We start from the raw sequence: 25,808 nt of genomic DNA, 5'->3' as shown, positions 1-25,808 counted from the left end.
CCGTACCATGTCCGAGAAGCACTCTTTGATACTCACGTGATAAACAGTGCACGTGGAAATAATACTACTGAGTGCCTCTATCATCCCGAAGAGTATGAGAATCGACGGTTACTAGAGTACTATCATCCAAATACCGTGGTTGTACAACTGGGTATTGCGGACTGCGCACCCCGATACTTCCGACGAACAGAACAGAAATTCCTCTCAAAAGTACCCAGTATCTGCCGGCGAGCGGCTCTCTTCACGGGAAAGCGACTACGATCGCGTTCCCAAAGACGGGCTTACGTAAAACCCGAACAATTCAGATCGAATATATCTAAGTATCTTGACCGAATTACGAATATTGACACTTCTAGCGTTGTATTAGTGAATATACTATCCGCAGGCTCGAAATACAAGCAACAGAATACTGATGTCTCAGATGCTATTAAAAAATACAACGCAATACTTGATAATGTCGCAAAATCGACCGAGAACTGTTCGACTCTCCGGCCACTTGTAGATGACATATATGAAGAACAAAAGATTGTAGACAAATATACTGTCGATGACGGATATCACCTTTCTCCTGACGGGCACGAACGACTGGCCCATCGACTGCTTGACCAATTATAAAAACAGAACCATTATCTGTCGAGAGGGTATCCGGAATTGTAGTGGCAACACGTGTGATGGTCGCCGGCGGTGGCGGCTTCGTTGGCAGCCACCTCTGTGACGCGCTTCTCGACGATGGCTACGAAGTTTTCTGTGTCGACAACTTCGGGAGCGGCCGCCCTTGGAACGTCGAACACCTCCTCGACCATCCGCGATTTACGCTCCAGAAGGCGGACATCCGCCAGCCGCCGGCTCTCCCACCGGTCGACGAAATATACCACCTCGCCTCTCGGGCGTCACCGAAGGACTTCATCGACTTCTCGGTTCGTATCTCCCTCACCAACACAGAGGGGACCCGAAACCTCCTCGATCACACAGTAGCCTGCGACGCCAAGATGCTCTTCGCTTCGACGAGCGAAGTGTGCGGCGACCCCGAGGTACACCCACAACCCGAGAGCTACACCAGCAACGTCAACATCTGCGGCCCACGAGACTGTTACGATGAGTCCAAGCGGTTCGGCGAGACGCTGACCGTCGCCTATGAGCGCGAGTACGACCTTGATGTTCGAACGGCCCGTATTTTCAATACGTATGGGCCGCGAATGCGAGTCAACGACGGTCGCGTTATCCCTAATTTCCTCTCACAAGCGATCAGAGATGAGGACCTGACGGTGTACGGCGACGGATCACAGACCCGCTCGTTCTGCTACGTCTCCGACCTCCTCCGAGGAATTCGACAGGTCATGTCGGAAGACGAAATGAAAGGCGATGTCGTAAACCTCGGCAACGAGCATGAAATTACGATCAAGCAACTCGCAGAAGCGGTCCTCCGAACCTACGATGCCGAGAGCGAGATCACCTACAAGTCGCTCCCCGAAGACGATCCCAGTCGACGGCGACCAGACCTTTCGAAGGCTGAGCGCGTCTTGGACTTCGAACCGACTGTCAAGCTTGAAACCGGCCTACAGAAAACGATCAAGTACTTCGAAGAACAAATTTGGTAATCCGTATCCGTTCTATTCACAAATTCCAAACGCGATAACACACTAATTATCATGGTACCAAACCAAACGTCCATCTTTCGTTCGCTCGCTGAGCGACTCGTTCCAGAAAGGGGTAAAAAAGCAGCTAGATGGGCTTTTAAAGATCGATACAGAGATAGTGTTGTTTCATACAGAGATCTTGTTGACCAAGGACGTGCTGAATACTGGTCGTTTGGCGAACGTCGTTCATTTTCGTTTGAAGAACCTGATTACTACAATAATCTTCCGACCGAAATTGAGAACATAATCGGCAAGCACAAGCGTCATCCACCGTTCGTAATCGAAGTTCCTGATGTAGAACTCGTTGGATATCCCGGAATCAAAGTCACCTCTTCCGACGAATATCTGGTATACAATTACTGGCAGCCGGGAAACGACAGATCGGCTGTAGACTTTGCTTACGACGCTGTTGAAGCATTGAGTTACGGAACATGGGATTTCTCTCGGCGTAACAACGTTCCGCGGCAGTATGATGTGGCTGTGCCATTGCTGAAGCGATGGGGAACCAATTATAGCCATTGGACCGAGGAATGCCTGACCCAAATTCAAGGACTAGAATATTACATACAGAAAACTGGCGAGGAACCAATACTGTTGATACCCCCGAACTCCCCAGCATTCGTCTCAGAATCACTTGATCTTCTAGGGTACGATGGGCAGTACGTGGAATGGGGTGAGAACGCTAGGGCGAAGGTTGATCGGCTTGTGCTACCGTCGGTCCGCCGGTGTCTGAGTGGAACTTCGGGAGATTACCTGAGAGAACCGTTCGCCTTAGAATGGCTCCAGAACCGCGTTTGGTCAAATATTGACTCTAAAGAGGATTCAAAATCACTATCGAAGGTTCTTATCTCTCGAGAAGAGGACGCTGATGTCCGACGAATTACCAACTGGGAGGAAGTAAAGTCGGTTCTAGAAGGGAAAGGGTTTGAGACCGTCGTCCTTAGTGATCTGAGCTTCGTCGAACAAAAACGATTAATTAAGAACGCCTCAGCTATTGTCGGGGTACATGGAGCTGGATTAACAGAGTTGATGTATACGGTTGATGCCTCCGTAATTGAACTATTTGCGTCTCACTTCGTGCCAGTCTATTTTGAGATGGCAAACGGACTTGGATCTGACTACGCTTGTATTGAATGTGATCCGGTAGGGGAAGACGTTCGCGTAGATGTTAACGAAGTTGTAGCCTCACTGGAAGCATTAAACATATAATATGGATGCCACCACTTATATTCTGTATTTGTAATAGTATGGTTTCTTAATTCTACAATTCCCGCTGTTCTATTCGATATAACCGAGTTCACGTAGATTTTCTGTAACGGACTGATCGAGGTTATCACCATATCCTTCGTCGTGGGTGAATTCGCTACCGAGTTCCTCGAAAAGACGTTCTCGAAGATCATTAACCAATTCCCCTGAGGGGTCGTTAACCAACTCCTCATCGGGTAATTTAAACAGGCTGTATTCTCCGGCAGAATCTTGGGTAAACAGGAAATCCTTCGTTCGAATCGATTTTCTTCCACGCTTGAACTCATCAAGTCGATCCGGACCTAGCTGCTCTTGATAGAAATTGGGAAGTGAACGAATTCCGTTCTCAGCAAATACGGCGTCACGATGCGAACCGTCAAAGACTGAGTGGCCAGTGACGGATTCAGGTCGTTCGATTCCAGCTAGATGGCATAGTGTATCGAACACGTCCACAAGGGAAACGTAGTCTGACCGCCGTTCCCCTTCTGGAACACTGGGTCCAGTGATAATTAGCGGGACGTGAAGCGCCTCTTTGAAGTGAAAGTACATGTGCTTAAGCAGGCCATGTTCTCCAAGATACTCACCGTGGTCGGACATTATCGCAAATACAGTGTTCTCTATTTGCCCTGTTCTCTCAAGCCACTCCCAGATTCGCTCAATATGGGTATCTAAATATTTGATTGATGCACGGTACCAGTCTCTCAACACTTGAACTTCTTCGTCAGTAAGCCAAGAACTATCTGCAAAGAATTTCGCATCTCCGGTTCCATCTTGGATGGCTTCTAACCGGTGCTGACGCACATCTTCACGGTCCAGTTTTTCCTCGGTCCAAGGCAAGAGCTCTAGCGCACCGAAAGAAGGACGACGCAGCTCTGGAGTAGCTTGCTCTTTGTATGGTCTGGGTGGATCATATGGTGCGTGTACGAAAGGAAAGTTGGCGAACGCAAAGAATGGCTCATCAACATCTTTAGATAATTTCCGCATGAAGGTATCGACAAGATACCCCGTGTATTTATCATTTCCCTGTTTTGCCATCCGATAGAAGTGACTCGGCATCGGCTCAACCAATGTCGGATCAGAGATCGCTTTCCGGATATCTTCGAGCGTTAACGATGACGGGATATCCCGCCACTTTTCAAGATACGTGTCGAATCCTTTGTCGTACCCCCAGTCAGACCCAATTCGAGATGGACCGGGAATGCCAAAAGTTTCGTATCCAACCTTTCGAAAATATTCTGCAACAGTTCCTTCCTCGGGTGGAATTTTTACTTGCCCGACGATACCTGATTCCGAGGGATACTTCCCGGTGAATAGGGCACCATGCGAGATGGATGATCCGGGGCCCGCTGCGTACGCTTGTTCAAACAATGTCCCGTTAGCCGCTATTTTGTCGAAGCCGGGAGTATTTACAGAACCTCCGTAAGAAGAAAGCATGTCGGGCCGGAGTGTATCGCAGACAATTACAACCACGTTTGGTGGATTGGGATTGTGTGAAGTCATCTTACTCACCGTTTAGTTCCAAATCACGCATAACCAAGATCCTGTAAACGGTCTTCGACAACTTCTTTGTCGACCTCGTCAAGTTCACTTGATTTACCATCATTTATTTCTGGCCGATCACCATTCGTGTACGTGTGCCAAGGAACTTCCACAAGCTCCCGGGTATACAGGCCAGCAGGATGTCCGTAGAGGCGATATGGAACAGGCCGAGCCCAATCGTTGAGCATTTCACCGTGATCGGCGGTGACTACTGATTTCCCAGGTATTGTCGTAATTAACTCTTCTACGTGAGGTAAAGTCTCTTCTAAATTTTCACGATACGCACGCTTGACGATGTCCTCGGGTACATCATTGATTCTAGTTCCAACGGTATCCCAGAATTTTTCACTTGTTTCATCAGACTCGAGTGGTGTGTCGTACCCCGGATAATTGAAATATTTTCGGCCTGTTTCTCCGATAAATGGATAATGTGGTTGGAGGTAATGAATAAAAAGTCGCTTGTCCGGATACTCTTTGTTTACCTCAATAGCAGCTTCCGTGACGACTTCCGGGGGCACAGTTCGAAGTTCGTCGTCCCATCTGTCCTCCCACAAGTCAATTACATCATGAAATGTCGGGTCAACTCCCTCTGTTACGTGAATACTTGGTTGGGCAGTTACGTAGACCGTGTCCTCAAAAGTTTTTTGACTAATATTTGCCCGCATGAACTCGTCCGTCGTCGATGCGCGCGATATTCTCTTCTCAAGGGTTCCTGGTAGGTTTGAAATTTCAGCAAACGTGTCATAACGACATGCGTCCAGAATTAGAAGGTTATCCCAGTCCTCCTGAAAAATGTCAGTGCCAGATGGATTAAAATCACACATTCCCATCCGGCTATAATAAGCCCGGTTTAAACGAAGTGGGAACTTCGAAGCCCAGAGCTTGGCCCGTTTTGAGAACGGTAGTTCAGACATTTAAGATGGAATCTATTCTCAAGCGTAAAAACCCCGTCGCTTAGTACATGTGAATTCAACAGTGTTTTATACCAAAAATGGATCAGATATAAGGTAGGTTATTTCTTACAGTATTCCGAAATGTAACCGATAAAATGAGCAGTGACACAAAATATATTGACGCTCCCAGGGTCACTAGAGAGAATACTAACAACAGGTTATGATTTATATGTATATATTGCTGTTCAGCTACAAGAGCGCCCCAAACGAATACGCCCATAATCGCACTTGCAAGCACTTGCTTTAAAATTTCTTTGACTGGAACCTGAAATTTGATGATTGAGTTCAAGTAGAGATACCCTGTACAAAGACTTATACCGACAGATGTTGCGGTGGCTACCGCAGCACCTACCCATCCAAAAAGGTAAATCAGGAGGGCATTCAGCGCTATATTTGTACAAATAAAGACTGTGTTTACACGGAATGCGAGATCAGGGCGGTCTATTGCGTTTAGCGTCGTTGTGATCTGCCTTTGATAACTTTGTACCAACGTCGCTACTATCAGAATCACTAAGACCACACGTGCTTGTGCGAAATTCGGGCCGTAGATCCGCAAGAGTTGTTCTCCAAGTATTCCCCCACCAACCAGCCCTGGAATTAGGAATAGACCCGCATAGGATAACCCGGTATTCAATAGTGAAGACACTCTCCTAGGAGATTGTTCAGACGAAATTTTACTTATTTCTGGAAAAAGCGTTTGACTCAAAGATGCACCAAATATTATGAGAAATTGAGAAATGTTCCAAGCAGCAGTATAGTAACCGATGAAAGAGTTTGAGACAAAGAAGCCGAGTAGAGCTATGTCTACCCAATTGAACGCGTTTGATCGGAGACTTCCGAGCCAAGAGAACTTCGCGTAGTCGATTATCCGATTAAAGTGCTTTCGCTCAGGGATGACAACTCTTTCAAATTTTTTCACAACTATATATGATCCTAATAGGATTACAATCAAATAACCGAGAATATACCCCCCAAACAGGCCAGCCACACCGATTCCCGAAATGACTGCGCCAATCTGAATCCCTGCCCGTGACCCAGTTTTGATAGGTGAAAAAATGCCGGTGATATGGACTAGATGCTTGCCGCTGAGTAGTGATGTAATAAGATTATAGCCCAAAAGAACTCCCAACATACCGACAATGAATGGTGCCGCAGGGAATCCCACATAACGATTAATATTGTGTTGAAACAGAGTTACAAGGATTGAAATAAACACAAACAACGTAGTTATAATAATGAGTCCAGCTAGGGCGTACGCTTCGCTGTCTTCCTGCTCACTCACTCGCTTTGTAATTGCTGAGGTAATACCCATTGTTCCAAGTAGCCCTAACCAAGACACTACTGCGAGCGCGACCGAGTATGTCCCTAGAACACCCGAACCTAATACCCGAGCGATGTAGATAGTCGAAATGAATCCCAGAATCGAGGCAGATATATTTGAGAGAAAGTGTATGACAGATATTTGTCCCAGTTTCATTGTATGATTACTCTTTGAACCGTGTACTTATATGCGTGTGAAGTACTCTATACTGTGAGAGTTCGATACAGTACTAAGCTAAATCCACTATTTTATTTCTAACTGTACATCGGAACGTTTGAGATGAACTATGCCAAGCATGATGCTATGGGAACAGAGCCGATCCGAGTTATGCATGTTGGGAAAGTTTTGGGGTCAGGAGGCACTGAGAAGGCGATTGAGGTTTTCGCGGAAAACATAAATGAAGAGAATTTTGATGTTTCTGTTGTCGGGATCCACGAAGGGGGCATACGTGGAGAATACCTCCGCTCCCAAGGCCACGACGTGACTGTACTTGGTTCTCCTAAAAAATTGGGTGAAACAATCAGAAAAAAGAACCCCCAAATTGTCCACCTCCACGGGTCGGGTTTAACTGAATCAACCACAGAGGAGCTTAAATCCGCTGATGTTCCGAATATAGTATTGACTGACAATTTTGGATGGCCGAACAAATCGAAAGTGGATAGTATTGTGGATAGGTACTATTTTATAAGTGACATGACTAGGTTACGGTTTTTCCGCTTATTTTCTGTTGACCGAGAACACGAAACACTAGCTAAGTATCAGCGGATGTACTATCCATTGTCACGTTCGGAGCTTGAAACAGACGAATCACCAGCATTTCGAGAGAAACTCAACATCTGCTCAAACGTTCCGGTTATCGGAAAGATCAGTAGGCAGGAGGCGAACAATAAGTGGTCACAAATAGAGATAGACGCATTTGAGCGGGTAGTCAGAGTGAAGCCAGAAACGATAATTCTTCTTGTTAATCCGTTAGAGGATGTCAAAAGAGAAATCAAACGTCGAGGTCTCGACGATAATTGTCACTATATTGATTATATTCACCCGAGAGAAGTCTACAAATTCTACGATTCTATTGATGTGATGGCGCATTCCAGCAAAATTGGAGAAAGCTTCGGGTACGTTATCGCGGAATCGCTAGCAAGAGAGACCCCCGTAGTCGTTAATTCAACACCGATGCGGGATAACGCACAAATTGAACTCGTTGATCACGGAGAGACAGGTTTTGTAGCCAATAGTAGCCAGAGCTTCGCAAGCGCTATTATTGAGTTAATAGAGGATGATGATAAAAGGAGGAAGTTTGGAAAGACTGGCAAGAAACGCGCTCTTCAGAGATTCGGGCCTAAGAAGGTTACTCAAGAGCTGGAGAAGGAATACTTTCGATTAGCTAACCATTCTGGAGAACCCCTGTCAGATTCGACGCTCCAGTTGGGCGAATTTGAATCCGAGTATCGGTCACGCCTACATACTTCATTTGGCCAGTCATCAATGACCTACCAACTGGAACACATCGCCTGGCAGGCTGTCTCAAATTTCTTACCGTTATGGCGTTATCCGGTATATCATTTGCTCCGATACAATAAATTACCTGATGACACTCGATGACGTAACTCTGTGTTTTAAATCTGGAAGGATCTCACAAATATAAAAGAACTACCGGAATGTGCTGAAATACTCGTGACCGCGAATTATCGTTCGTGGAGCAGCGTCTCTAAATTCTCCCGGACATACTCCCGGTCCCGGTTCGCGGTGTACCAGTCGATGGTCTCAGCGAGCCCGTCCTCGAGGCTGTACTCGGGCTTCCAGCCGAGCAGCTCTTCTGCCCGGGTTGTATCCGCCGCACGATGCCGAACACCGACCGGCTTGTCAGTCATGTGGTTGATTTCACCGGGTTCCTCACCGAGATACTCGAAGATGGCATCGACGACCTCGTTGATCGAAATGTACTCGGAGATACCGGCATTCACTGGCGTCGAATCAGTGATGTTCTCGTTCGCGAGCCGTAGCGCCTTCGTGATGTCTTTGACGTACGTAAAGTTCCGCGTCTGTTCACCGTCGCCCCAGATCTGGTACGGATTTTGGCCTGCGTACGCCTTCGCGATTAGCGCGATGATCGCGTGGGTCTCATTTTCTCGAGGGCCGTAGGCGGTGAAAATACGAACAGAACTCGTATCGACGCCGTACTGTTCATGGAACGCCTGTAGCGAACGTTCCCCCATGAGTTTCGCCCAACCGTAGGTCTCGTCGGCATACGCGCCGCCGCGCTCGTCGAAGCTCACCATGTCCTCCTGAAGGCGCTGACGCTCCTGCTGTATGTCCGTGGGGTATGTACAAGCACTCGACGCGAACGTGATCTTCTCTACGCCGTTCTGGACGGCAGCCTCAAAGACGATGTTGTCCAGAGCCATGTTCGTCGCGCAGTTCGCGGGATAATTCGAGATGTATCCGCGGCCGCCGTGATCGGCAGCAAGGTGAAAGAGACGGTCGATGTCTTCCGTCGCTTCGTTCGCGAACGAGCGGTCCTTGAGGTTGCCCTCCCGGAACTCAACCTCTTCTTGAACGGCTACCAGGTTCTCTCGCTCGCCACTAGAAAGGTCGTCGGCAACACGAACGTCGGCTCCCTCCTCGACAAGTTCTTCAACGAGGTGACTACCAATGAACGACGCACCACCAGTAACGAGAACGGTGTCGCCCTCGAAGCTCATTCTGCCGTCACCTCGGAGAACGCTTCTTCCTCCGCATCAAGTTCGTTTGCAGCCCACTCGTAAGTCTCCGCCAGCCCCTCTGTAAGGCTCACTTCGGGAGTCCAGTCGAGAGCTTCCTGCATTTTTGTGGTGTCCGCCGCGTATTTGTAAGTACCCTCTGGTGCGTCCATGTCGTGTTGAATCTCGATATCTTTGCCGCTGATTTCGACAACCAGTTCTGCGAGGTCCATGATACTTACGACCTCCTCACCGTTTCCGAGATTGATCGGTTCGCCGTCTGCTTTTCGCTCGATGGCTCGAACCATCCCTTCGGCGAGGTCGCTCACGTAGATGAAACCACGCTCTTGCGATCCATCGCCAAACATCTCGAAGTCCCGCTCAGGATACTCGATGGCTTTGCGGATGAACGAGGGAATGACATGTGCGCTGTCTAGATCTAAATTCTCTCGGGGACCATACGCGTTGAAAATGCGGACCATCGCACAGTCGAGATCGCAGTCTTCGTGGTACGCTTGGCACGCTACTTCGCCAAGTACCTTCGCCCATCCGTAGGTACTGTGTGGGTCTGCTGGAATCGCTTGGTCCTCCGTGAAACGATTTAGGTCATTATGCTGTTGTCGGTATATACACGCACTGGAAGCAAAGAGAAATCTATCGACATCATTGATTCGTGAGGCCTCTAGCATGTGCTGATTCATCAGTACACTAGGCGTTAGTCCCCCCACGTTCTCGCGTTTGATGTAATGAATCCCACCAACTCGCGCGGCAAGATGAAAGACGTGATCGACGCCCTCAGTAGCACGCAGACATCCTTCGCGAGTTGTGAGATCGGCCGGCACGATATCGATCTCATCTGAGACATGCTCGAGGTGTTCAAGTGAACCACGAGAAAAATCGTCTGCGACGACGACGTTACAGTCTTCCTCCAAGAGGCGGTCGACGAGGTGGCTACCGATGAAACCGGCACCACCCGTGACTAAGGTTGTCGATCCGGATAACTCCATACTACAGATCGTCAACTAGGGGTAATATATTCTCCGACTTACAGAGGTGACCAGCTCTAGGAGAACAACTGGTCCTCTAATATTTCTCCGATACTTGTCACATCGAACTCCTGTTGATACACGCGGTAGCCACCCGCTTCGAGTCGTTCTATGCGATCCCGTTCTGTGGCGAGCGTCTGTATCGCGTCAGCCAATCCAACTGGATTGTCCGGTGGAACAGTATAGATACTTTCGCCGTGTTTGAACCACTTATCGATGGCCGGCGATTGTTCAGTAACGACCGCCTTTTTCGAGGCGACTGCCTCACTAACCTTATTTGTAATACTCGCCAGCGACCGGGGATCGTCCGCAAAAATACCAAGGCAGACGTGAGAGGATGCGATCCACTCCTGCTGCTTTTCGCGTGAAACAAACCCTTCGAAACGGACGTTTGAGAGGGCAAGTTCGTTGGCCATCTGTTGATATCGCTCTTGTTCCGGCCCGCTACCCAAGAATACAAATTCGTATGGCTTCTTACGGAGTTCAACAGCAGCTCCAAGTATTGTGCCGACACCATGATGAGGTAGGAAATTCCCCCAATAGAGAATAGTGAATGTGTCGCGTTTGTCAACCTCTTCGCGCGGATAGAACCAGTCCTCGTCAGCGCCAGGGGGGAGCCGGACAAATCGCTCTTTTGGAAGTCCGTACATTTCACTGTAGAGATCGATGAACTGATCTGTACCTACAAGGAGATCATCTGGTAGTCGAAGAACCATCCCTTCGAGGAGTGCTAAGCCACGAACGATTGAGGGATGAACGTCTCTCAGTTCTGCGGTCCGATACAAGGAAACAAATAGATCGTAGACGAGCCGACAGTCGAGACGCCATGCGTAATACGCGGCAGTTGGGAGGAGTAAGGGATTAAATTTCGTTAATACAAGAGCATCAATCTCTACGTTCGATCCACGAATCTCGCACATACGTCGGTGGATTCGAAATAAAAACAACGGTAGAAGGATAAGCTTCCAAATCCCGATGAAGTGTGAGGTCTCGCTAAATCGACATTCGTGAATAGTTACATCTGCACTTTCGAATCCGCGTCGCAGTAGTTTCTCACGGGGGTAGTCGTAGTCATAATCGCCGAGTAGCACAATTTGCCGATTCGAACCAGTCATCTTGTGAATATAATGGATATTACGAGAAATGATGTTAAAATGCTTCCGGATAACGTGATCTATATCATTATATTAGATAGGGATTAAATCATGTTCCAAAAGTAAATTTATTCAGCGGAGGTGGCAGTTATTCCCACTAAGATCTAATTCTAACATTGAATAAGGTCGGATACAAGGCTTCGGACCGGCTCAATGATACAGTAGGAACTGAGATCGAAGAAGGGGCAGACGACGCGGACTAAGACGTCGCAGACTCGCAGGGAAACCCCGAATCGCGACGAACTCCATTCTCTCGAAACGGCGAAACCCGACCAGACGTTTCTTGTGCCGGTCCCGCGAACGGCCACCCAGAATGCGTCTTTCAATCATCGGAAGCGGCTATGTCGGTACCACCATCGCAGCCTGTTTCGCCGATCTCGGCCACGAGGTCGTCAACGTCGACATCGACGAGTCTATCGTCGAGACGATCAACGACGGCGACGCGCCCATCCACGAAGCGGGCCTCGACGAACTCATCGCCGCCCACGCCGGCCCCGAGGGCACCGGTCGCCTCAGAGCGACCACCGACTACGAGGCCGTCCACGACACCGAGGTGACGTTCCTCTGTCTGCCGACGCCGCAGAACGACGACGGCAGCATCGATCTCTCGATCATGGAGGCGGGCGCGACCCAGCTCGGCGAAACGCTCGCGGAGAAGTCGGACTGGCACACCGTCGTCGTCAAGAGTACGGTCGTCCCCGGCTCTACGGAGGACACTATCACGCCCATCCTCGAAGACGCGAGCGACGAGACCGCGGGCGAGGCGTTCGGCGTCGGGATGAACCCGGAGTTCCTGCGCGAGGGGACCGCCGTCGACGACTTTCTGAACCCCGACAAGGTCGTCCTCGGTGCCGACGACGAGCGGGCACTCTCCGACATGCGCGACGTGTTCGACCCGCTCGTCGACCGGGCCGACGCGCCGGTCGTCGAGACGGACACGCGCACCGCCGAGATGATCAAGTACGCCAACAACGGCTTCCTCGCGGCGAAGATCAGCCTCATCAACGACATCGGGAACATCTGCAAGGAGTTCGGCATCGACTCCTACGAGGTCGCGGACGCGATCGGTCTCGACGACCGCATCGGCGAGCAGTTCCTCCGGAGCGGCGTGGGGTGGGGCGGCTCGTGTTTCCCGAAAGACGTCGCCGCGATCATCGCAGCCGCGGAAGAGCAGGGGTACGAACCCCCGGTGTTGAACGCCGCGGTCGACCTCAACGACCGTCAACCGGGTCGGCTGGTCGACCTCCTCGCGGGACACCTCGATTTAGCCGGCGCTCGCGTGACCGTCCTCGGACTCGCGTTCAAACCCGGAACCGACGACGTGCGTAACTCCCGGGCGATTCCCGTCGTCGAAGGGCTTCAAGAACGCGGCGCGACGGTGACCGCCTACGACCCGGTCGCGACGGAAAACGCGAAGGCGTACCTCGATGATGTCGAGTACGCCGACTCGGCCGCGGCCGCGCTCGACGACGCCGACGGGGCGGTCGTCGTCACCGACTGGGACGAGTTCGCCGCGCTCGACGAGGAGTTCGACGCGATGGCGAACCCCGTCGTCGTCGAGGGGAGACGGATCGTCGAGCGGCGGGACGGGATCACCTACGAGGGATTGACCTGGTAGCTGGTTCGTCGAGATCGGCGCACGGTTCACGACGGGGAGGTGGTCGTTCCGCGGAGCGATCTCAGCTGCGGACGACGGCGCGACTGTGCCGGCTCGGTCTCCTCACGTCCGGTCGCGCGTCAGGACCTCTCCGGGACCTGTTGTCTCGCCGGCACCGAGCTTGACGCCGGCGTTCAGCGAGGTGTTGATACCGGTCTTCGCGCCGTCGCCGGCGATCACGCCGAGCTTTCGCCGACCGGTGTCGACGCGCTCGCCTTTGACCGTCAGGCGCACGTTCTCGTCGTCGTGTCTGAGGTTGGCGACGTTCGTTCCCGCGCCGAAGTTGACGCCGCGGCCCACCACCGAATCGCCGACGTACGAGAGGTGGCCCACCGACGCGTCGGCCATGAGCACCGAGTTCTTCACCTCGACCGAGTGGCCGACGTGGACGCCCGGGCCCACCACGGTCGACCCGCGAATGTAGGCGTTCGGTCCCACGTCGGCCCCCTCGCGGATCAGCGCCGGGCCTTCGACGTAGACGCCGGACCGGAGTCGAGCGCCGTCCTCGACGACGACGGGCCCGTGGAGATGGACGCCCTCCTCGACGGTGCCGGCGATCGCGTCCGTCGCGCCCGTCGCGCCGTCACCCGCGTCCAACTCCGCGAGCGCCAGCTCGTTCGCTTCCAAGAGCTCCCACGGACGGCCGACGTCGAGCCACGTGCCGTCGTAGCGGGCCACGTCGATCCGTCGACCGTCGCCGAGCAGGAGGTCGATCGTCGTCGTGATCTCGTACTCACCGCGCTCGCTTTCGGGTGTCCGGTCGATGTACTCGAACACTTCCGGCTCGAACGCGTAACAGCCGACGTTCGCGAGGTTCGTCGGCGGGTCGTCGGGCTTCTCGACGATGTCCGCGAGCGACCCGTCGGCCGCGGTCGAGAGCACGCCGTACGCCCGCGGGTCCTCGACCTCGGTGGCGGCGATCGCCGGCGCACCCGCCGCTGCGAGCGCACGGGGGAGCGACGCGTCCACGACCACGTCGCCGTTGAGTACGAGGAAGTCGTCGTCGACGACCGGCTCGGCCTGCGCCACGGCGTGGGCGGTCCCCAGCGCCTCGGCCTGCTCGACGTAGTGGACCGGACGGTCGCGATACGACTCACCGATCGACTCGCGGATCGCGTCGCCGCGGTACCCCGTCACGACGACGAACTCGTCGACGACTTCGCGGGCGGCCTCGAACACCTGTTCGAGCAGCGAGCGGTTCCCGACCGGCAGGAGCGGTTTCGGGCGGCGGTCCGTCAGCGGTCGCATCCGGGTCCCGCGGCCGGCCGCGAGCACGACTCCGTACATGTGGGGCATCGACGACGGGCCGGGGTTTAGCCGCTGCGGTCGGTGGCGAGACCTGCCGATTACGGTCGAGACCGGGGGTGGTCGCCCACCGCGGTCGAGACCTACTGCCCGCGATCCGCGGCGGCCCGGTCGACGAGGTCGCGGGCCGTCTCGAACAGCGCGGCGGCGTCAGCCTCGTCGCGCGCTTCGGCGGTGATCCGCACCAGCGGCTCGGTGCCGCTCGCGCGCACGAGGAACCAGCCCGCGTCGGTCTCCACGCGGATCCCGTCGAGCGTCGAGACGTCGTCGTACTCGGCGGCCGCGATCTCGCCGACGCGCTCGACGATCACCCGCTTCGCCTCGGTGCGCACCGAGTCCCGCCGGATCGGATACGCGGGGAGGTCGTCGACCATCGCAGCGAGCGATCCCTCCGCGCCCACCAGCGCGGCCAGGGTACAGGCGGCGAGAGGACCGTCCGGACACCGCGTCTGTGCCGGCCAGATCCACGCCCCGCTGGGCTCGCCGCCGAACACCACGTCGGGCTTCGTCGTCTCCGCGGCGACGTACGCGTCGCCCACGGGCGTGTAGGTCACCTCGGCGTCGACCGCCGCGAGCGCGTCGGCGACGAGGAGGCTCGTGTCCACCGGGACCGCCACGCGGTCGCCCGGCCCCGCCTCGCGTCGCGCGAACAGCGCGAGCAGCGCGTCGCCGGCGACGAACCGCCCGCGCTCGTCGATCGCCATCAGCCGGTCGGCGTCGCCGTCGTGGACGACGCCGAGGTCGGCGTCGGTCGCCGCGACGACCTCGCAGGCGGTCCCGCAGTTCTCGGCCGTCGGCTCGCTCGGCCGCCCGGGAAAGCGCCCGTCGCGTTGGGCGTTGAGCGTCTCCACGTCGCAGCCGGCCGCGTGGAGCGCGTCGGCGGTCACGCGACCGACCCCGTTCCCGAGGTCGACGACGACGGACAGGTCGTCCGGGAGCGAGACGGCCTCGCGGAGCGCGCGCTCGTGAGCGCGTCGGGCGTCGCCGCCCGCGACCACGTCGCGCTCTTCGACCGTGCCGATCCCGTCGTGGTCGGCGAAGTCGAACGCCGCCGCCTCGACGATCTCGGTGATCCGATCGTTGCGCTCCTCGTCGAACGCCCGCCCGGACGCCGTCCAGAGCTTGATCCCGTTGTCGGGCGCAGGGTTGTGCGAGGCGGTGACGACGACGCCGGCGTCCGCGCCCTCGCGGGCGACGGCGCGGGCCACCGTGGGCGTCGCCTCGACGCCGACGTCGACCGCGTCGGCCCCGCATTCGGTGAGCCCCGCGAGGAGCGCACGCACGAGCATCGCGCCGCTGTCGCGGGCGTCGCGCCCGATCACGACCGTCTCCGCGCCGTCGGTCGCGAGCGCGCGCCCGACGTCGAGCGCGAGGCCGGCCGTGATCTCGTCGCCGACCGGGCCGCGGACGCCGCTTGTTCCGAACATGTCCCGCCGTTCGCCGGCCATCGAAAAGACGGTTCTGGCTGGGCGTCGGCGTCTCCGATCGCGATCGCCCTTCTCACGGCCGTCCTCTCGTGACCTCCCTCTCGCGGCCGCCTCCTCGCCGCGGCGCGTTGCCGCCATCGGCTTTTTGTGCCTGCTACCCCTGTTGAGAGTGATGAACAGGCACGGAACCCGATGTCCGGCCGGGCCGTAGCGTGGACCGACTCCCCACGGGCACGCTCTCCCCGCTCGCCGCCCGCGTCGACGAGGTCCTCGCGCGGTACGACTACGAGATCGGTCCCGCGATAGCCGCCATCGACGGTGCCGTCCCCGGATACGGCGGACTGTTCGACCCGGGGACCACCGACGGGGAGATCCGAAGCGCCGCCGAGGAGGTGCTCGCCACCGATCCGTCCGCGGCGGCGGAGCGCCGGCCGAGATCGGCCGACGACGAGGTCGTTCTCTACGTCGACGGGAGCTCGCGGGGAAACCCCGGACCGGCCGGCGCGGGCGCGGTGCTCCGGGTCGCGGACGGACCGAGCGTCCGGCTCGGTCGACCGGTCGGCGCGCGCTCGGAGAACAACACCGCGGAGTACGCGGCCCTCCATCTCGGCCTCGAAGCGCTGACGGCACGGTACGAGCCGGCGACCGTCGAGGTCCGGATCGACTCGCGGACCGTCATCGACGACGTCTGGGGCGACGCGGAGGGATTCGCCGCGGCGGCACGCTACAGGCCGGCAATCCGCGAGCGCCTCGCGGCGCTGCCCGCGTGCGAGTGGACGCACTTGGCCGACAGCGATCCGAACCCGGCGGACGCCCGCGCCGCCGTCGGCGCGGATATCGCCGCGCTCGGGCCGTGAGAAGCGCCCGCCTGAGACCGAACACGAGGTGTTCGAGGTGATACGAGAGCCACCGTCTCGCGGCGGGTAGCAGGCGTTCGAACTCCCTCGACGGTAGTGTTCGAGCGCCCGACTGAGCAGTGTTTGAGCGCCCGACTGAGCAGTGTTTGAGCGCCCGACTGAGCAGTGTTTGAGCGCCCGACCGAGGATCATCGTTCGGCTTGCGCCCGTAGGGAAACCGATCCGTTCGTCGGGGAGCGCTCTCCGGGCATCCGATCGAAGAACCGTCTGCCGTCGTCGATTTTCGTCTCTGGAGGCGTGTCCAGTTCGTTCTCGTACACGAGCCATTCGAGGTCGGCGTCACCGGCGACATCGAGGGCCCCTTCCATGTCCACGACGCCGTCACCGTGCGGGACGCTCTCGTAGTCGTCGAGCCCGGGACCGGGAGTCACGTCGCGGAGGTGGAGCATCTTCACCCGGTCGTCGAGCAACGACAGCGCCTCGGTCGGCGCGACGCCGCCGGCGCGGAGCTCGGCGACGTCGAGTTCGAACCAGACGGCACCCGGATCCGTTTCCGCGATGAGCTGCCAGAGCGGCGTCCTGCGCGGAATCTTCCCCGCGTTTCGAGCCCGAAGCCGCCGAGTCGCCTCCTGGAGATACTCGTCCGCTCCGTCGGGTATCGGCGTCGCGTCGATGAGCGTCTCGACGCCGCCCGGCAGCAACGGGGACAGCCATCGCCGGTCGTTGTGTACCCCCAGTTCCACTCCCCGGTCGTCTAGGGCCGTCGCGGCGTCGTTCAGGCGGTCCGCGAGCGCGCGGACGGACTCGCGGGTGTGAAAGTGCGTCGAGTCGGGGTGGGCGACGACGATCCGATCACAGTCGACGGTCGCACACCGCTCCAACAGGTCGTCCTCACCGGCGAGAGCGGCTTCGATGGTCGGGAGGTCCGCGTGTACCGCGGCCGGTGCGAGCCCGGTGTCGTCGAGCGCGGCGGCGACCTCTTCGGACGGTTCCCGCCGAAACCGATGGGCGAACTCCACGCCGTCGTATCCGCTCGCTGCCACCCGGCGAACGACCTCGGGAAGCGAGTCGGGGTCCGACCGGACACTGTACAACTGAAAAGCGGTACGCGGCGACGTCATATCCGATGCTCGCACGGAGCGACTCATTAGTACACGGTGCCTAACGTCGCCGCTACGGCCCGTTCTGCGCTTCGAAATCCGGAATCCCTGTGGTCCGTCGAGATCCTCGTTTCTGCCGGCGGTGACGGCGCTGAGCGGTCGAGCCAGTCTTCAGCGACTTGACTACCCCGAAGGCGGATGCGCCTCGGCACTCTCCCGGTGCCGAGTAGAACCTATTTGTCGCCTGTTAGGTCGCGCATACCTTTATTCACGATGTCACACAGCGCTCGTATGGAACGGAAGCGTCCGAACATCACTCAAATCGGGGGTACTCGACCGCGATGAGGGACCGACTCCGGGCGATCGTCGAGAAGCTGGTTCCGAGGGGGACTGTCGTCCAGCAGGCCGCGAAGGGGGGCGTCTGGATGACCATGATCCGTTTCCTCAGTCAGGGGTCGTACCTCCTGATGCTGGTCGTTCTCGCGCGGTTGCTCTCCCCCCGTGACTTCGGTATTCTCGGCGTCGCGCTGTTGACGCTGAGCGCGATGAAACGGTTCAGCGATATCGGTATAAACACCGCGCTCGTCCAGCAGAAGGCGGCGGACATCGACGAGTACCTGAACACCGCGTGGATGCTTGCGATCGGTCGCGGGGTACTGATCGTCGTCGTACTGTTTTTCGCAGCGCCGTTCATCGCGGGATTCTTCGGCGAGGCTGACTCGGAGCTGGCGGCCATCATTCGCGTCATCGCGTTCTCGCCGCTTCTGTCAGGGCTCCAGAACCCGGCCGTCGTTTACTTCCAGAAGGACCTCGAGTTCCACAAGGAGTTCGTCTACCAGACGACAAGCAGCTTCGCCCGCTTCGTCGTCGGCATCGGGTACGCGCTCGTCAGCCCGACCGTGTGGGCGCTCGTCGCCGGATTCGTCAGCGTGAGCGCGTCGAAAGTGGTGTTGTCGTACGCCCTTCACGACTACCGTCCCAGACCGTCGGTGGACCGCGAGACGCTGTGGGAACTCGTCCACTACGGGAAGTGGATCACGGGATCGTCCATCACGAAGTTCGTCCACAGCGAGGGCGACGACGCGTTCGTCGGGTGGTTCCTCTCCGCGACCGCGCTCGGGTTCTACCAGTACGCCCACCGGATCGCAGACATGCCCGCCACACAGTTCACGGCGGTGATCTCGTCGGTCACCTTCCCGGCGTACTCGAAGCTACAGGACGACCCCGCAGCGCTCAAGGACGCGCTGCTGGGAACGACTCGATTGGTCGCGCTTGTCACTTTCCCCCTCTCGGCCGGGATGGCGCTTATCGCGCCGTCGTTCGTCCCGGTCGCGCTCGGCGACGAGTGGGAGCCGATGATTCTCCCCCTCCAGCTGCTGTCGGTGTTCGGGCTCCTTCACGGGATAACGCGGCACTTCGGCGGGGTGTTCAACGCCCTCGATCGCCCCGATTACAACATGAAACTCGACACGGTCCGTATCGTCTGTCTCGCGGCCGTCATCTGGCCGGCAACGGCACAGTGGGGCGTCGCAGGGACCGCGGGTGCCATCATCGGCGTCTACCTCTTCCCGATGTTCCCGCTCGACGTCTACGCCGTCTCGACGCTCACCCGAGCCCACCCCTTCGAGGTCCTCTACGAGTACGTCTACCCGGCGGTCGGGTCGGCGGTCATGTTCGGGGTCCTCTGGTACGCGCACGGACTCGTCGACGTCTCTCCGCTGGTCGAACTGTTGTTCACGGTGCCGATCGGGGCCGTCGTGTACACCCTCACGGTGCTGCTGCTCGACGAGCTGTTCAGTTGGGGTATCAAACGGGACCTCCGGTACGTCGTCGCCGAAGTACGGAGCTAGCGGCGTCGAGCCGTCCGAGAGAAAAGAGGGCTCTGGCCCCCTCGGCGAACGAAGCCCCCGCCGAATGCGGGGCAGAGGCTCGCGACACGACCTCCGTCGCGGTCTGTGAGGCGGTCGCGCGCCTCCCGCCGTCGTCAGGAGACGCCGGACTGCTGGGCCACGGCCGCCACGTCGTCCGCGGGGAGGAGCGCGAGGACCGCACGGCGAACGATCGTCGCGACGCCGTTGGCGGAGCCCTGACAGAACACCGCCTCCTCGCGGCGTTCTCCGCGGCCGTCCGCGTGGACCGTGGTTATCAGCACCGTCTCCCGGTCGACGAGGAGCACGCGACCGATCTCGGCGTCGGTGCCGGCGGCGGCAGACTGCTCGATCCACGTGTCCCGCAGCGAGATCGTATCGACGTCGCGACAGTCCTCGAACGACCGCCGGAGCGCGTCGGTCGTCGCTCCGACGACGACGGAGACGCCCCGCCCGTGGGCGTCTCGCAGCGTCCGGCGCAGCGGTTCGGCTACCTCGCCTTCGCGTCCGACCAGCAGGACGACCTCGTCCTCGGCCCCCTCGACGAGGCGACGCATCCGATTCGTGATCGCCGGGGCGTTCGATAAGGTCCAAACCGTCTGGTGAGGGTCCGACCCCTCGTCGGACTCGACGGGGTCGATCGACCGTAAGTCCTCTCGGAGCGAGTCGGTCAGCGACTGGTACTCGTCTCTGAGCAGGTCGGTCGCCTCGTCGACCGCGATGGCGCGGTACCGCTTCGGACTCGCGTGCCGGGCTTCGACGAGCCCCTTCGACTCCAGCACCCGCGCCGCGTTGTACACCCGCGTTCGAGGGACCCCGGAGCGCTCGCTGATCTCTTTCGCGGTCGCGGACGGGAGCCGGGAAAGCGCGACGAAACACCGCGCCTCGTACTCCTTCAGTCCGAGCTGTTGGAGGAGTTCGACGGCCTCGCGGCGAGCCGGCTGGTCGGTCACGCCCACCCCTCAGAGGGGTTGTCCTCGTCGCCCGGACTGTACTCGGCGGACGGCGGCGTTCGCCGCCGGGACGAGCCTCGCAGCGCGTCGAACGACCGCCCGGACGCCGCCTCGCGGTGGTGCGTCGCCGCGTCGACGGGTCGCCACCAGACGCGGCTGTTGGCCCCGACCTTCTTCGTCCGCAGGCGTCCGTCCGCGACGAGCGCGTCGAGGCGGTTGTAGATCGTCCGTTTGGTACAGTCGAACTCCCGGGCGACTTCCGGAGTCGTCACCGGCGTTCCGGGGGGACCGAGGGCGTCGACTCGTTCGAGAACGTCGTCGCGCGTCGGTGCGGTCGCGGGCATGCGACCTGTCGGACGGGAGAGGGCAAAAGCGTTCCCACGATGGAAACGAGGACGACCGCTCGGGGCGTGACCCCCGGCGACGCGCTCGACCGCTACTCCGCGTCTTGCCCGGGAATTAGCCCGTGCGCCATCAGCCGTCGGGCGATCACGACGAAGCCGTTACCGAACCCCTCCCCGTAGACCGCCTGCTCTCGGTTCCCGTCGAGGAGGATCGAACTCACCAGAATCGACGAGCGGTCGATCAGCAGGAGCCGCCCGACCGCGGTCTCGTGGTCGGTCGCCTCGTCGTCCCGTAGCCACTCCAGGCCGGAGACGAACGTCGTGGCGCGCGGGACGGCCGCCTCGACCTCGTCTCGGAGCGGTTCGGTCAGCGTCCCGACTATCAGATCGATGTCGTCGTCGACGTCGGTGAGCGTCTCGACGAGCTCCTCGGTCAGAAGCGACTCGTCGCCGACGACCAACACGACCTCCTCGGTGGCCGCCTCGATGAGCTGACACGTCCGGTTGTTGATCGCCTCGTGCCCGGAGATCGCCCATATCTGCTGGACCGCGGACCTGTCGCCCTCGTCGACGATCTCGATCGTGTCGAGGGCGTCGTGTAGCCGCTCGACGCGCTCCTCGTACTGGTCACGGAGCGTCTCGGTCGCCTCTGCCAGCGGGACCGCGCGGAACTGCTGCGGACTGGAATGTTGGACCTCGACCAGTCCCTGCGCTTCGAGGACCCGTATCGCGTCGTACACCCGCGTTCGGGGGACCTCCGTTATCTCGCTGAGTTTCTTCGCGGTTCCCGTGTCGAGCCGAGTCAGTCCGACGAAGCATCGAGCCTCGTACTCCTTCAAGCCGAGTTGCTGGAGGATCTGGACCGCGTCCTCCACGTTGTCTGATGTGTCCATGTGTCCCAACCTCCCGGGGATCCCGGGATGCGCCCGGCGATAACCTCCCGGAACGGATAGGTATTATCACTCTACGTGTGACGGGAGCGTTCGATCGGACACCGTCTTTCGGTCCCGGCCGCGAGATCCGCGTCAGCACGGTGGAGGGTCAATTGCTTTGACGTGTCAAACGCTACCACACTACTATAAATAACCTTCGCCCGACACGCGCTCCGGCGTATCCGAGAGGAAGTAACTCAGATAATCACAAAAAGTATATATCGGGGTGCGTCGACAAACTAGCCGCACGCAGGTGCGTTCTGTGTCCCAACCACCGTACCTCCTGCGTGCGACTCCGGTCGCCCCGTGACGGGGTGACCGGACCGTACTCGGAGCGCAGCCGCGCCGACGAAGATGACTCGACCGGCGAGCCGCGGTCACGGCCGCAGAGCGTTCAGGGGGTAAGCCAACTGTCAGAGGCACGGACTCCGTGACGCGATCGACGAGTCGTCCGAGCGATACCTTCCCGGCGGAACCGCCGGGGCTTCCCGTTCCGCGCGCGGGACGTGTAGTCAGCTAAGTCGCGATCTGTCTGCTCGTGAGAAACGTTTCGCCCTCGCGGTCGAACGGATCCGTCGACGGCCGCGTTACCCTCCGCGTTTTCGATCGACTGATCGAGCAGAGGCGATTTCTCGCGCGACGCGCCGACGGCAGTTCGAACCGGATTCGTGCCGAACAGACAGGCTTTTTATCGATTAAGCAGAAATTTACCCCAGTGAATCAATTCCCTCCCGAACAAGTCGTCAGAGCCATCGCCGAGACGGAGTCGGTGCCGCCCGACGAGCTCGACTTCTCGCTGGAGAACTACGTCTGTACGGACGCGTTACGCAGCCTCGTGAGCCACGACAGCGACTCGTGGCGACTCCAGTTCGAGACGCCGGATCACACCGTCGAACTCACCGGAGACGGTCGGATATTCGTCGACAGCGAGCGAATTCGGACCATCTCCTGACCGCGCTTCGCGGCTCCGAGCGACGGCTTACTCGTCGGTGGGAACCAGCATTTCCGGGGTACGCTCGTATTTCGGCGTCGACACGAACGCCGCGATTCGCCGCTCGTCTTCTTCCGTGATGGAACTTTCCATACCACCCCGTTAAGCCGAGGTAACTTGAGTAATGAGACCGTTCTCGACGGTAGTCAGTTGATACCCGGCTCCGTCGGCCCCGACCACCGGCTCCCGCGGAGCCGTCCGGCGGGCTCGACCGCGCACCGGTCTCGGATCGACGCGTCGCGTCCGACGATGAGACAGACCGTCGGGTCCGTCGACTACGGTTCCCGTCTCGCCGTCGCGTGGAAAAAGGTGGGTCGAACCGGTCGAGGCGGCGTTCGGATCCGCGGGTCACCGCGCCGACGCGGCCGGGCGACGTTCCGGTCGGAAATCACCGCATGGACGCGGCCGAGCAGTACGCGCCCTCGTGTGCGGTGATCCACGCCGTCGTTCGGCGGTCCTCGTCGACGTCTCTCGGGAATATCGTACACTCGGTCGACCTCCCGTTGTCGCTGACGATCGCCGCCTCGAACACTTCGTATCTCGGGGTCTGTGAGTCCGTGCTCATGCGATACCCCCCGATACTACACAGATCCCTATCGTTATAGACGACCTACGAATCTCCGAGCGGTAGACGCGACGTGGCGAAAGGTGAGTACAAGAGCGAGGCGCGGCCACCGGGAGTGAGGTGCGGCCACCGGGAGTGACGCGGGGCCTTTCGGACCTACTGTCCCGGATCGGGGCCGATCCGTCGAACGACGACTTCGCCGTCGCCGCCGACGCTCACCTCGCAGTCGGCGAACGCGAACGAGACGGACACCGCTCTGTCCCCCGAGCGAAACAGCGAGTCCAGCGCGTCCGGGTCGACGGAGTCGTACAGCTGGGGAAGCGTCAGCGGACCGCGGTTCGTCGCGTCGGCCACCGTCTCGACGACGCCGGCGCTCGGGGCGGTCAGCGCCCAGTCGTACGTGGCCCGATGTTCGTCGGCGCTCCCGGCTCCGAACTCGGAGCCGATTTGGTCAACGTCGGTCATCTGATTGCCTGATTTCAGGGGAAGTTCCTAGTAACTCTTTTGAATTCTGGCGACGCCGACGGCGTCTCCCCTGCCTCGGAGGACTCCCGTCCCGTCACTCGTCGCCACCGTCTCCGGACGCCGTTCGCACGACGACCGCTCCGGTACCGTGGACGACGACGACCCGGCCGGCGAGGGAAAACGAGACACGGATTCCGTCCGCCGTCCGATCACCGGCGTCCGATCGGAAGAGCGCGTTCAGTGCGTCGGGATCGATGCGATCGTACAGCGGGCCGAACGAGGTGGGGCCGCCGTCGACCGCGTCCGAAACGGCGTCGACGACGGCGTCCGACGGACTCGTGACCGACCAGTCGTACTGCGTCCGGACCTCGGCGGGTCCGCGACCTGACGCTTCGATTCGATTCACGAATACGAGTTTCCCTCTGGGACTCATTAATCTGTTGTGATTATACGAGTTAATTGTGTCCCCGCGATCTGACCGACGAGCGATGCGCCGCTCGTCCCTGCTCGGCGGCCGCCCGACTCTCGGCCCACACGTTCGGCGCGCGGTTCAGATGCGGGTGTCCGGGGAACGTTCCTCGAACGAACGCTGCGGACGGACGTACACGGTGGAGTCGGAACGGACGCAGACGAACATCTCGGCGTACGAGAACGTGATCGTCACGTCCTGGTCCCCGTCGTCCGCCATCACCGCGTCCAGCCCGTCGGTGTCGATCGCGTCGGAGAGCGGCGGGAGCGCGTCCACCGGCTCGTCGAGCGCGTCCGAGACGGTCTCGCTCACGGTTACGCATATCTCGTCGTAGACCCCACTCATACCCCCGAACTACCGCAGACCCCGTTAATAATACGCCACATATCGGTCGCTCCCGTGGCCTTACTCGAACCGCCGTTTCCGCTTCCTTGGGATTACTCGATTCAATCGGACGTTAACGCCGCCAGCCCCGAGAGGGGCTGGGACCGACCCCGCGGCCGATCCCCCGCGACGCCCTCGGATCGTCGTGAGGATCGGGAGACGCCCCTCCGGTGTGTCGGACGATCACTGATCGTACCGACTCAGTTCGACCGGAACCTCATCGGTGCCGCGCTGGGCCTGCCAGTACTGTCCGACGACCGACCCCGCGAACGCGACGAGGATGGCGGCGGCCAAGACCGACACGGGAACGGCGTCGAAGCCCGGTGCGTCCAGAGCGAACAGCGACAGCGCGGCCGCCCCCCCGATCGCGAGGAGGGTGTAGTGGAACCGCCACGGGTACGCCGGCTCGTCGTCCGTCGTGAGGTAGTCGTCGATGTCGTCGGCCCGTCCGGCGAGTTGGACGGTCCCGCTGTCCTTGTCGTACTCAACGATATCCATGTCCGCCATCTTCGGGAGGTGGGTCTGATACAGCGAGACGTAGACCCGTTTGCGCTGTTGGCTGGTCAGCTCGTCGGTCGGGACGTCGTTCTCCATCGACGCGATCTGGGTGGCGAGCTCTTGGACCCCGACCGACCTCCCGTTCGTCCGGAGGTAGTACAACACCATTCGCCGTCGGTGGTTGCTCAGCAGCTCGAAGACGCCGTCCGCCGTCAGCCCGTCCGTCTCGGCGGAGCTCATCGGTAGGCGTCCCGGTCTCCCTCGTCGGTTCCGTCTCCGTACATACCCGCCTGATCCCGCAAACGGCCGATAGTTATGGACCGGATTACTCGGGTTTAAGAGAGTCCTACCGCCGATTCGTCCGGCGGTGACGCGCACAGAAAGAGTACCTCTCACGGC

The 25,808-nt window shown here is 58.7% G+C and carries 23 protein-coding genes and 1 pseudogene; 7 read left to right on the top strand and 17 right to left on the bottom strand.

Annotation, left to right across the window (positions count from 1 at the left end; all coding sequences use genetic code 11):
- The first annotated feature begins 656 nt into the window (after window positions 1-656).
- Complete coding sequence (locus tag QOL69_RS15960) at window positions 657-1,598, top strand: NAD-dependent epimerase/dehydratase family protein (RefSeq protein WP_283403982.1); 942 nt, start codon at window positions 657-659, stop codon at window positions 1,596-1,598.
- Window positions 1,599-1,649: 51 nt separating this feature from the next.
- Window positions 1,650-2,846 carry a glycosyltransferase family 61 protein gene (locus QOL69_RS15955; RefSeq protein WP_283403981.1) on the top strand — a complete coding sequence of 399 codons (1,197 nt, stop codon included), beginning with the start codon at window positions 1,650-1,652 and terminating at the stop codon, window positions 2,844-2,846.
- Window positions 2,847-2,915: 69 nt separating this feature from the next.
- Here the strand turns inward: QOL69_RS15955 and QOL69_RS15950 are convergent, their stop codons facing one another.
- The 3 genes from QOL69_RS15950 to QOL69_RS15940 form a co-directional block, all read right to left on the bottom strand.
- Window positions 2,916-4,382, bottom strand: coding sequence for a sulfatase family protein (locus QOL69_RS15950; protein ID WP_283403980.1), 1,467 nt, complete (start codon window positions 4,380-4,382; stop codon window positions 2,916-2,918).
- Window positions 4,383-4,405: 23 nt separating this feature from the next.
- Window positions 4,406-5,335, bottom strand: coding sequence for an alkaline phosphatase family protein (locus tag QOL69_RS15945; RefSeq protein ID WP_283403979.1), 930 nt, complete (start codon window positions 5,333-5,335; stop codon window positions 4,406-4,408).
- 82 nt (window positions 5,336-5,417) lie between these two features.
- The gene (locus QOL69_RS15940) at window positions 5,418-6,851 is read right to left on the bottom strand and encodes a flippase (protein WP_283403978.1); all 1,434 of its coding nucleotides are present in this window, start codon (window positions 6,849-6,851) and stop codon (window positions 5,418-5,420) included.
- 147 nt (window positions 6,852-6,998) lie between these two features.
- Between QOL69_RS15940 and QOL69_RS15935 the strand changes: the two genes are divergently transcribed.
- Window positions 6,999-8,297: a glycosyltransferase family 4 protein gene (locus QOL69_RS15935; RefSeq protein WP_283403977.1), complete on the top strand. Its 1,299-nt coding sequence runs from the start codon at window positions 6,999-7,001 to the stop codon at window positions 8,295-8,297.
- Window positions 8,298-8,380: 83 nt separating this feature from the next.
- Here QOL69_RS15935 and QOL69_RS15930 read toward each other — a convergent pair whose 3' ends face one another.
- The 3 genes from QOL69_RS15930 to QOL69_RS15920 are packed head-to-tail and all read right to left on the bottom strand — an operon-like array spanning window position 8,381 to window position 11,360.
- Window positions 8,381-9,397 (bottom strand): NAD-dependent epimerase/dehydratase family protein, encoded by a 1,017-nt coding sequence (locus QOL69_RS15930; RefSeq protein WP_283403976.1) that lies wholly within the window; start codon window positions 9,395-9,397, stop codon window positions 8,381-8,383.
- A complete protein-coding gene (locus tag QOL69_RS15925; RefSeq protein ID WP_283403975.1) occupies window positions 9,394-10,401 on the bottom strand; it encodes an NAD-dependent epimerase/dehydratase family protein in 1,008 nt (335 codons plus the stop codon). Before QOL69_RS15925 ends, QOL69_RS15930 begins: the two co-directional genes overlap by 4 nt.
- A 56-nt stretch (window positions 10,402-10,457) precedes the next feature.
- Complete coding sequence (locus QOL69_RS15920) at window positions 10,458-11,360, bottom strand: glycosyltransferase (RefSeq protein ID WP_283403974.1); 903 nt, start codon at window positions 11,358-11,360, stop codon at window positions 10,458-10,460.
- A gap of 547 nt (window positions 11,361-11,907) precedes the next feature.
- Here QOL69_RS15920 and aglM point away from each other — a divergent pair.
- On the top strand, window positions 11,908-13,212 hold the full coding sequence (gene aglM, locus QOL69_RS15915; RefSeq protein WP_283403973.1) for a UDP-glucose 6-dehydrogenase AglM: 1,305 nt from the start codon (window positions 11,908-11,910) through the stop codon (window positions 13,210-13,212).
- A gap of 102 nt (window positions 13,213-13,314) precedes the next feature.
- Here aglM and glmU read toward each other — a convergent pair whose 3' ends face one another.
- On the bottom strand, window positions 13,315-14,538 hold the full coding sequence (glmU, locus tag QOL69_RS15910; RefSeq protein WP_283403972.1) for a bifunctional sugar-1-phosphate nucleotidylyltransferase/acetyltransferase: 1,224 nt from the start codon (window positions 14,536-14,538) through the stop codon (window positions 13,315-13,317).
- 101 nt (window positions 14,539-14,639) lie between these two features.
- The gene (gene glmM / locus QOL69_RS15905) at window positions 14,640-15,983 is read right to left on the bottom strand and encodes a phosphoglucosamine mutase (protein WP_283403971.1); all 1,344 of its coding nucleotides are present in this window, start codon (window positions 15,981-15,983) and stop codon (window positions 14,640-14,642) included.
- Window positions 15,984-16,195: 212 nt separating this feature from the next.
- Here glmM and QOL69_RS15900 point away from each other — a divergent pair, with 212 nt between their 5' ends.
- On the top strand, window positions 16,196-16,840 hold the full coding sequence (locus QOL69_RS15900; RefSeq protein ID WP_283403970.1) for a ribonuclease HI family protein: 645 nt from the start codon (window positions 16,196-16,198) through the stop codon (window positions 16,838-16,840).
- Between the two features lie 188 nt (window positions 16,841-17,028).
- Here the strand turns inward: QOL69_RS15900 and QOL69_RS15895 are convergent, their stop codons facing one another.
- Window positions 17,029-17,883 (bottom strand): sugar phosphate isomerase/epimerase family protein, encoded by an 855-nt coding sequence (locus QOL69_RS15895; protein WP_283403969.1) that lies wholly within the window; start codon window positions 17,881-17,883, stop codon window positions 17,029-17,031.
- A 398-nt stretch (window positions 17,884-18,281) separates the two neighbouring features.
- On the opposite strand from QOL69_RS15895, the gene QOL69_RS15890 reads away from it, so the two are divergent.
- The gene (locus tag QOL69_RS15890) at window positions 18,282-19,790 is read left to right on the top strand and encodes a lipopolysaccharide biosynthesis protein (RefSeq protein WP_283403968.1); all 1,509 of its coding nucleotides are present in this window, start codon (window positions 18,282-18,284) and stop codon (window positions 19,788-19,790) included.
- A gap of 134 nt (window positions 19,791-19,924) precedes the next feature.
- Here the strand turns inward: QOL69_RS15890 and QOL69_RS15885 are convergent, their stop codons facing one another.
- From QOL69_RS15885 to QOL69_RS15875, 3 genes and pseudogenes are all read right to left on the bottom strand, one after another.
- Complete coding sequence (locus QOL69_RS15885) at window positions 19,925-20,761, bottom strand: TrmB family transcriptional regulator (RefSeq protein ID WP_048078112.1); 837 nt, start codon at window positions 20,759-20,761, stop codon at window positions 19,925-19,927.
- A gap of 134 nt (window positions 20,762-20,895) precedes the next feature.
- Window positions 20,896-21,105 (bottom strand): annotated as a pseudogene (locus QOL69_RS17320) (helix-turn-helix domain-containing protein); the annotation flags it as partial.
- A 92-nt stretch (window positions 21,106-21,197) separates the two neighbouring features.
- On the bottom strand, window positions 21,198-21,998 hold the full coding sequence (locus QOL69_RS15875; RefSeq protein ID WP_048078114.1) for a TrmB family transcriptional regulator: 801 nt from the start codon (window positions 21,996-21,998) through the stop codon (window positions 21,198-21,200).
- Between the two features lie 754 nt (window positions 21,999-22,752).
- Between QOL69_RS15875 and QOL69_RS15870 the strand changes: the two genes are divergently transcribed.
- Window positions 22,753-22,989: a HalOD1 output domain-containing protein gene (locus QOL69_RS15870; protein WP_283403967.1), complete on the top strand. Its 237-nt coding sequence runs from the start codon at window positions 22,753-22,755 to the stop codon at window positions 22,987-22,989.
- Between the two features lie 427 nt (window positions 22,990-23,416).
- Here QOL69_RS15870 and QOL69_RS15865 read toward each other — a convergent pair whose 3' ends face one another.
- The 5 genes from QOL69_RS15865 to QOL69_RS15845 form a co-directional block, all read right to left on the bottom strand.
- Entirely contained in the window at window positions 23,417-23,593 is a 177-nt protein-coding gene (locus tag QOL69_RS15865; RefSeq protein ID WP_283403966.1) for a DUF7511 domain-containing protein, read from the bottom strand.
- Between the two features lie 156 nt (window positions 23,594-23,749).
- The gene (locus QOL69_RS15860) at window positions 23,750-24,058 is read right to left on the bottom strand and encodes a HalOD1 output domain-containing protein (protein WP_283403965.1); all 309 of its coding nucleotides are present in this window, start codon (window positions 24,056-24,058) and stop codon (window positions 23,750-23,752) included.
- A gap of 94 nt (window positions 24,059-24,152) precedes the next feature.
- Window positions 24,153-24,464: a HalOD1 output domain-containing protein gene (locus tag QOL69_RS15855; protein ID WP_283403964.1), complete on the bottom strand. Its 312-nt coding sequence runs from the start codon at window positions 24,462-24,464 to the stop codon at window positions 24,153-24,155.
- Window positions 24,465-24,608: 144 nt separating this feature from the next.
- Window positions 24,609-24,872, bottom strand: a complete 264-nt coding sequence (locus QOL69_RS15850; protein ID WP_283403963.1) for a HalOD1 output domain-containing protein — start codon at window positions 24,870-24,872, stop codon at window positions 24,609-24,611.
- A gap of 222 nt (window positions 24,873-25,094) precedes the next feature.
- On the bottom strand, window positions 25,095-25,649 hold the full coding sequence (locus QOL69_RS15845) for a DUF7344 domain-containing protein (protein WP_283403962.1): 555 nt from the start codon (window positions 25,647-25,649) through the stop codon (window positions 25,095-25,097).
- Window positions 25,650-25,808 lie beyond the last annotated feature (159 nt).

This window comes from Halorubrum sp. DM2 (assembly GCF_901686465.1).
In the GTDB taxonomy this organism is placed as follows: Archaea; Halobacteriota; Halobacteria; order Halobacteriales; family Haloferacaceae; genus Halorubrum.
This window is presented reverse-complemented; position numbering and strand designations above follow the sequence as displayed.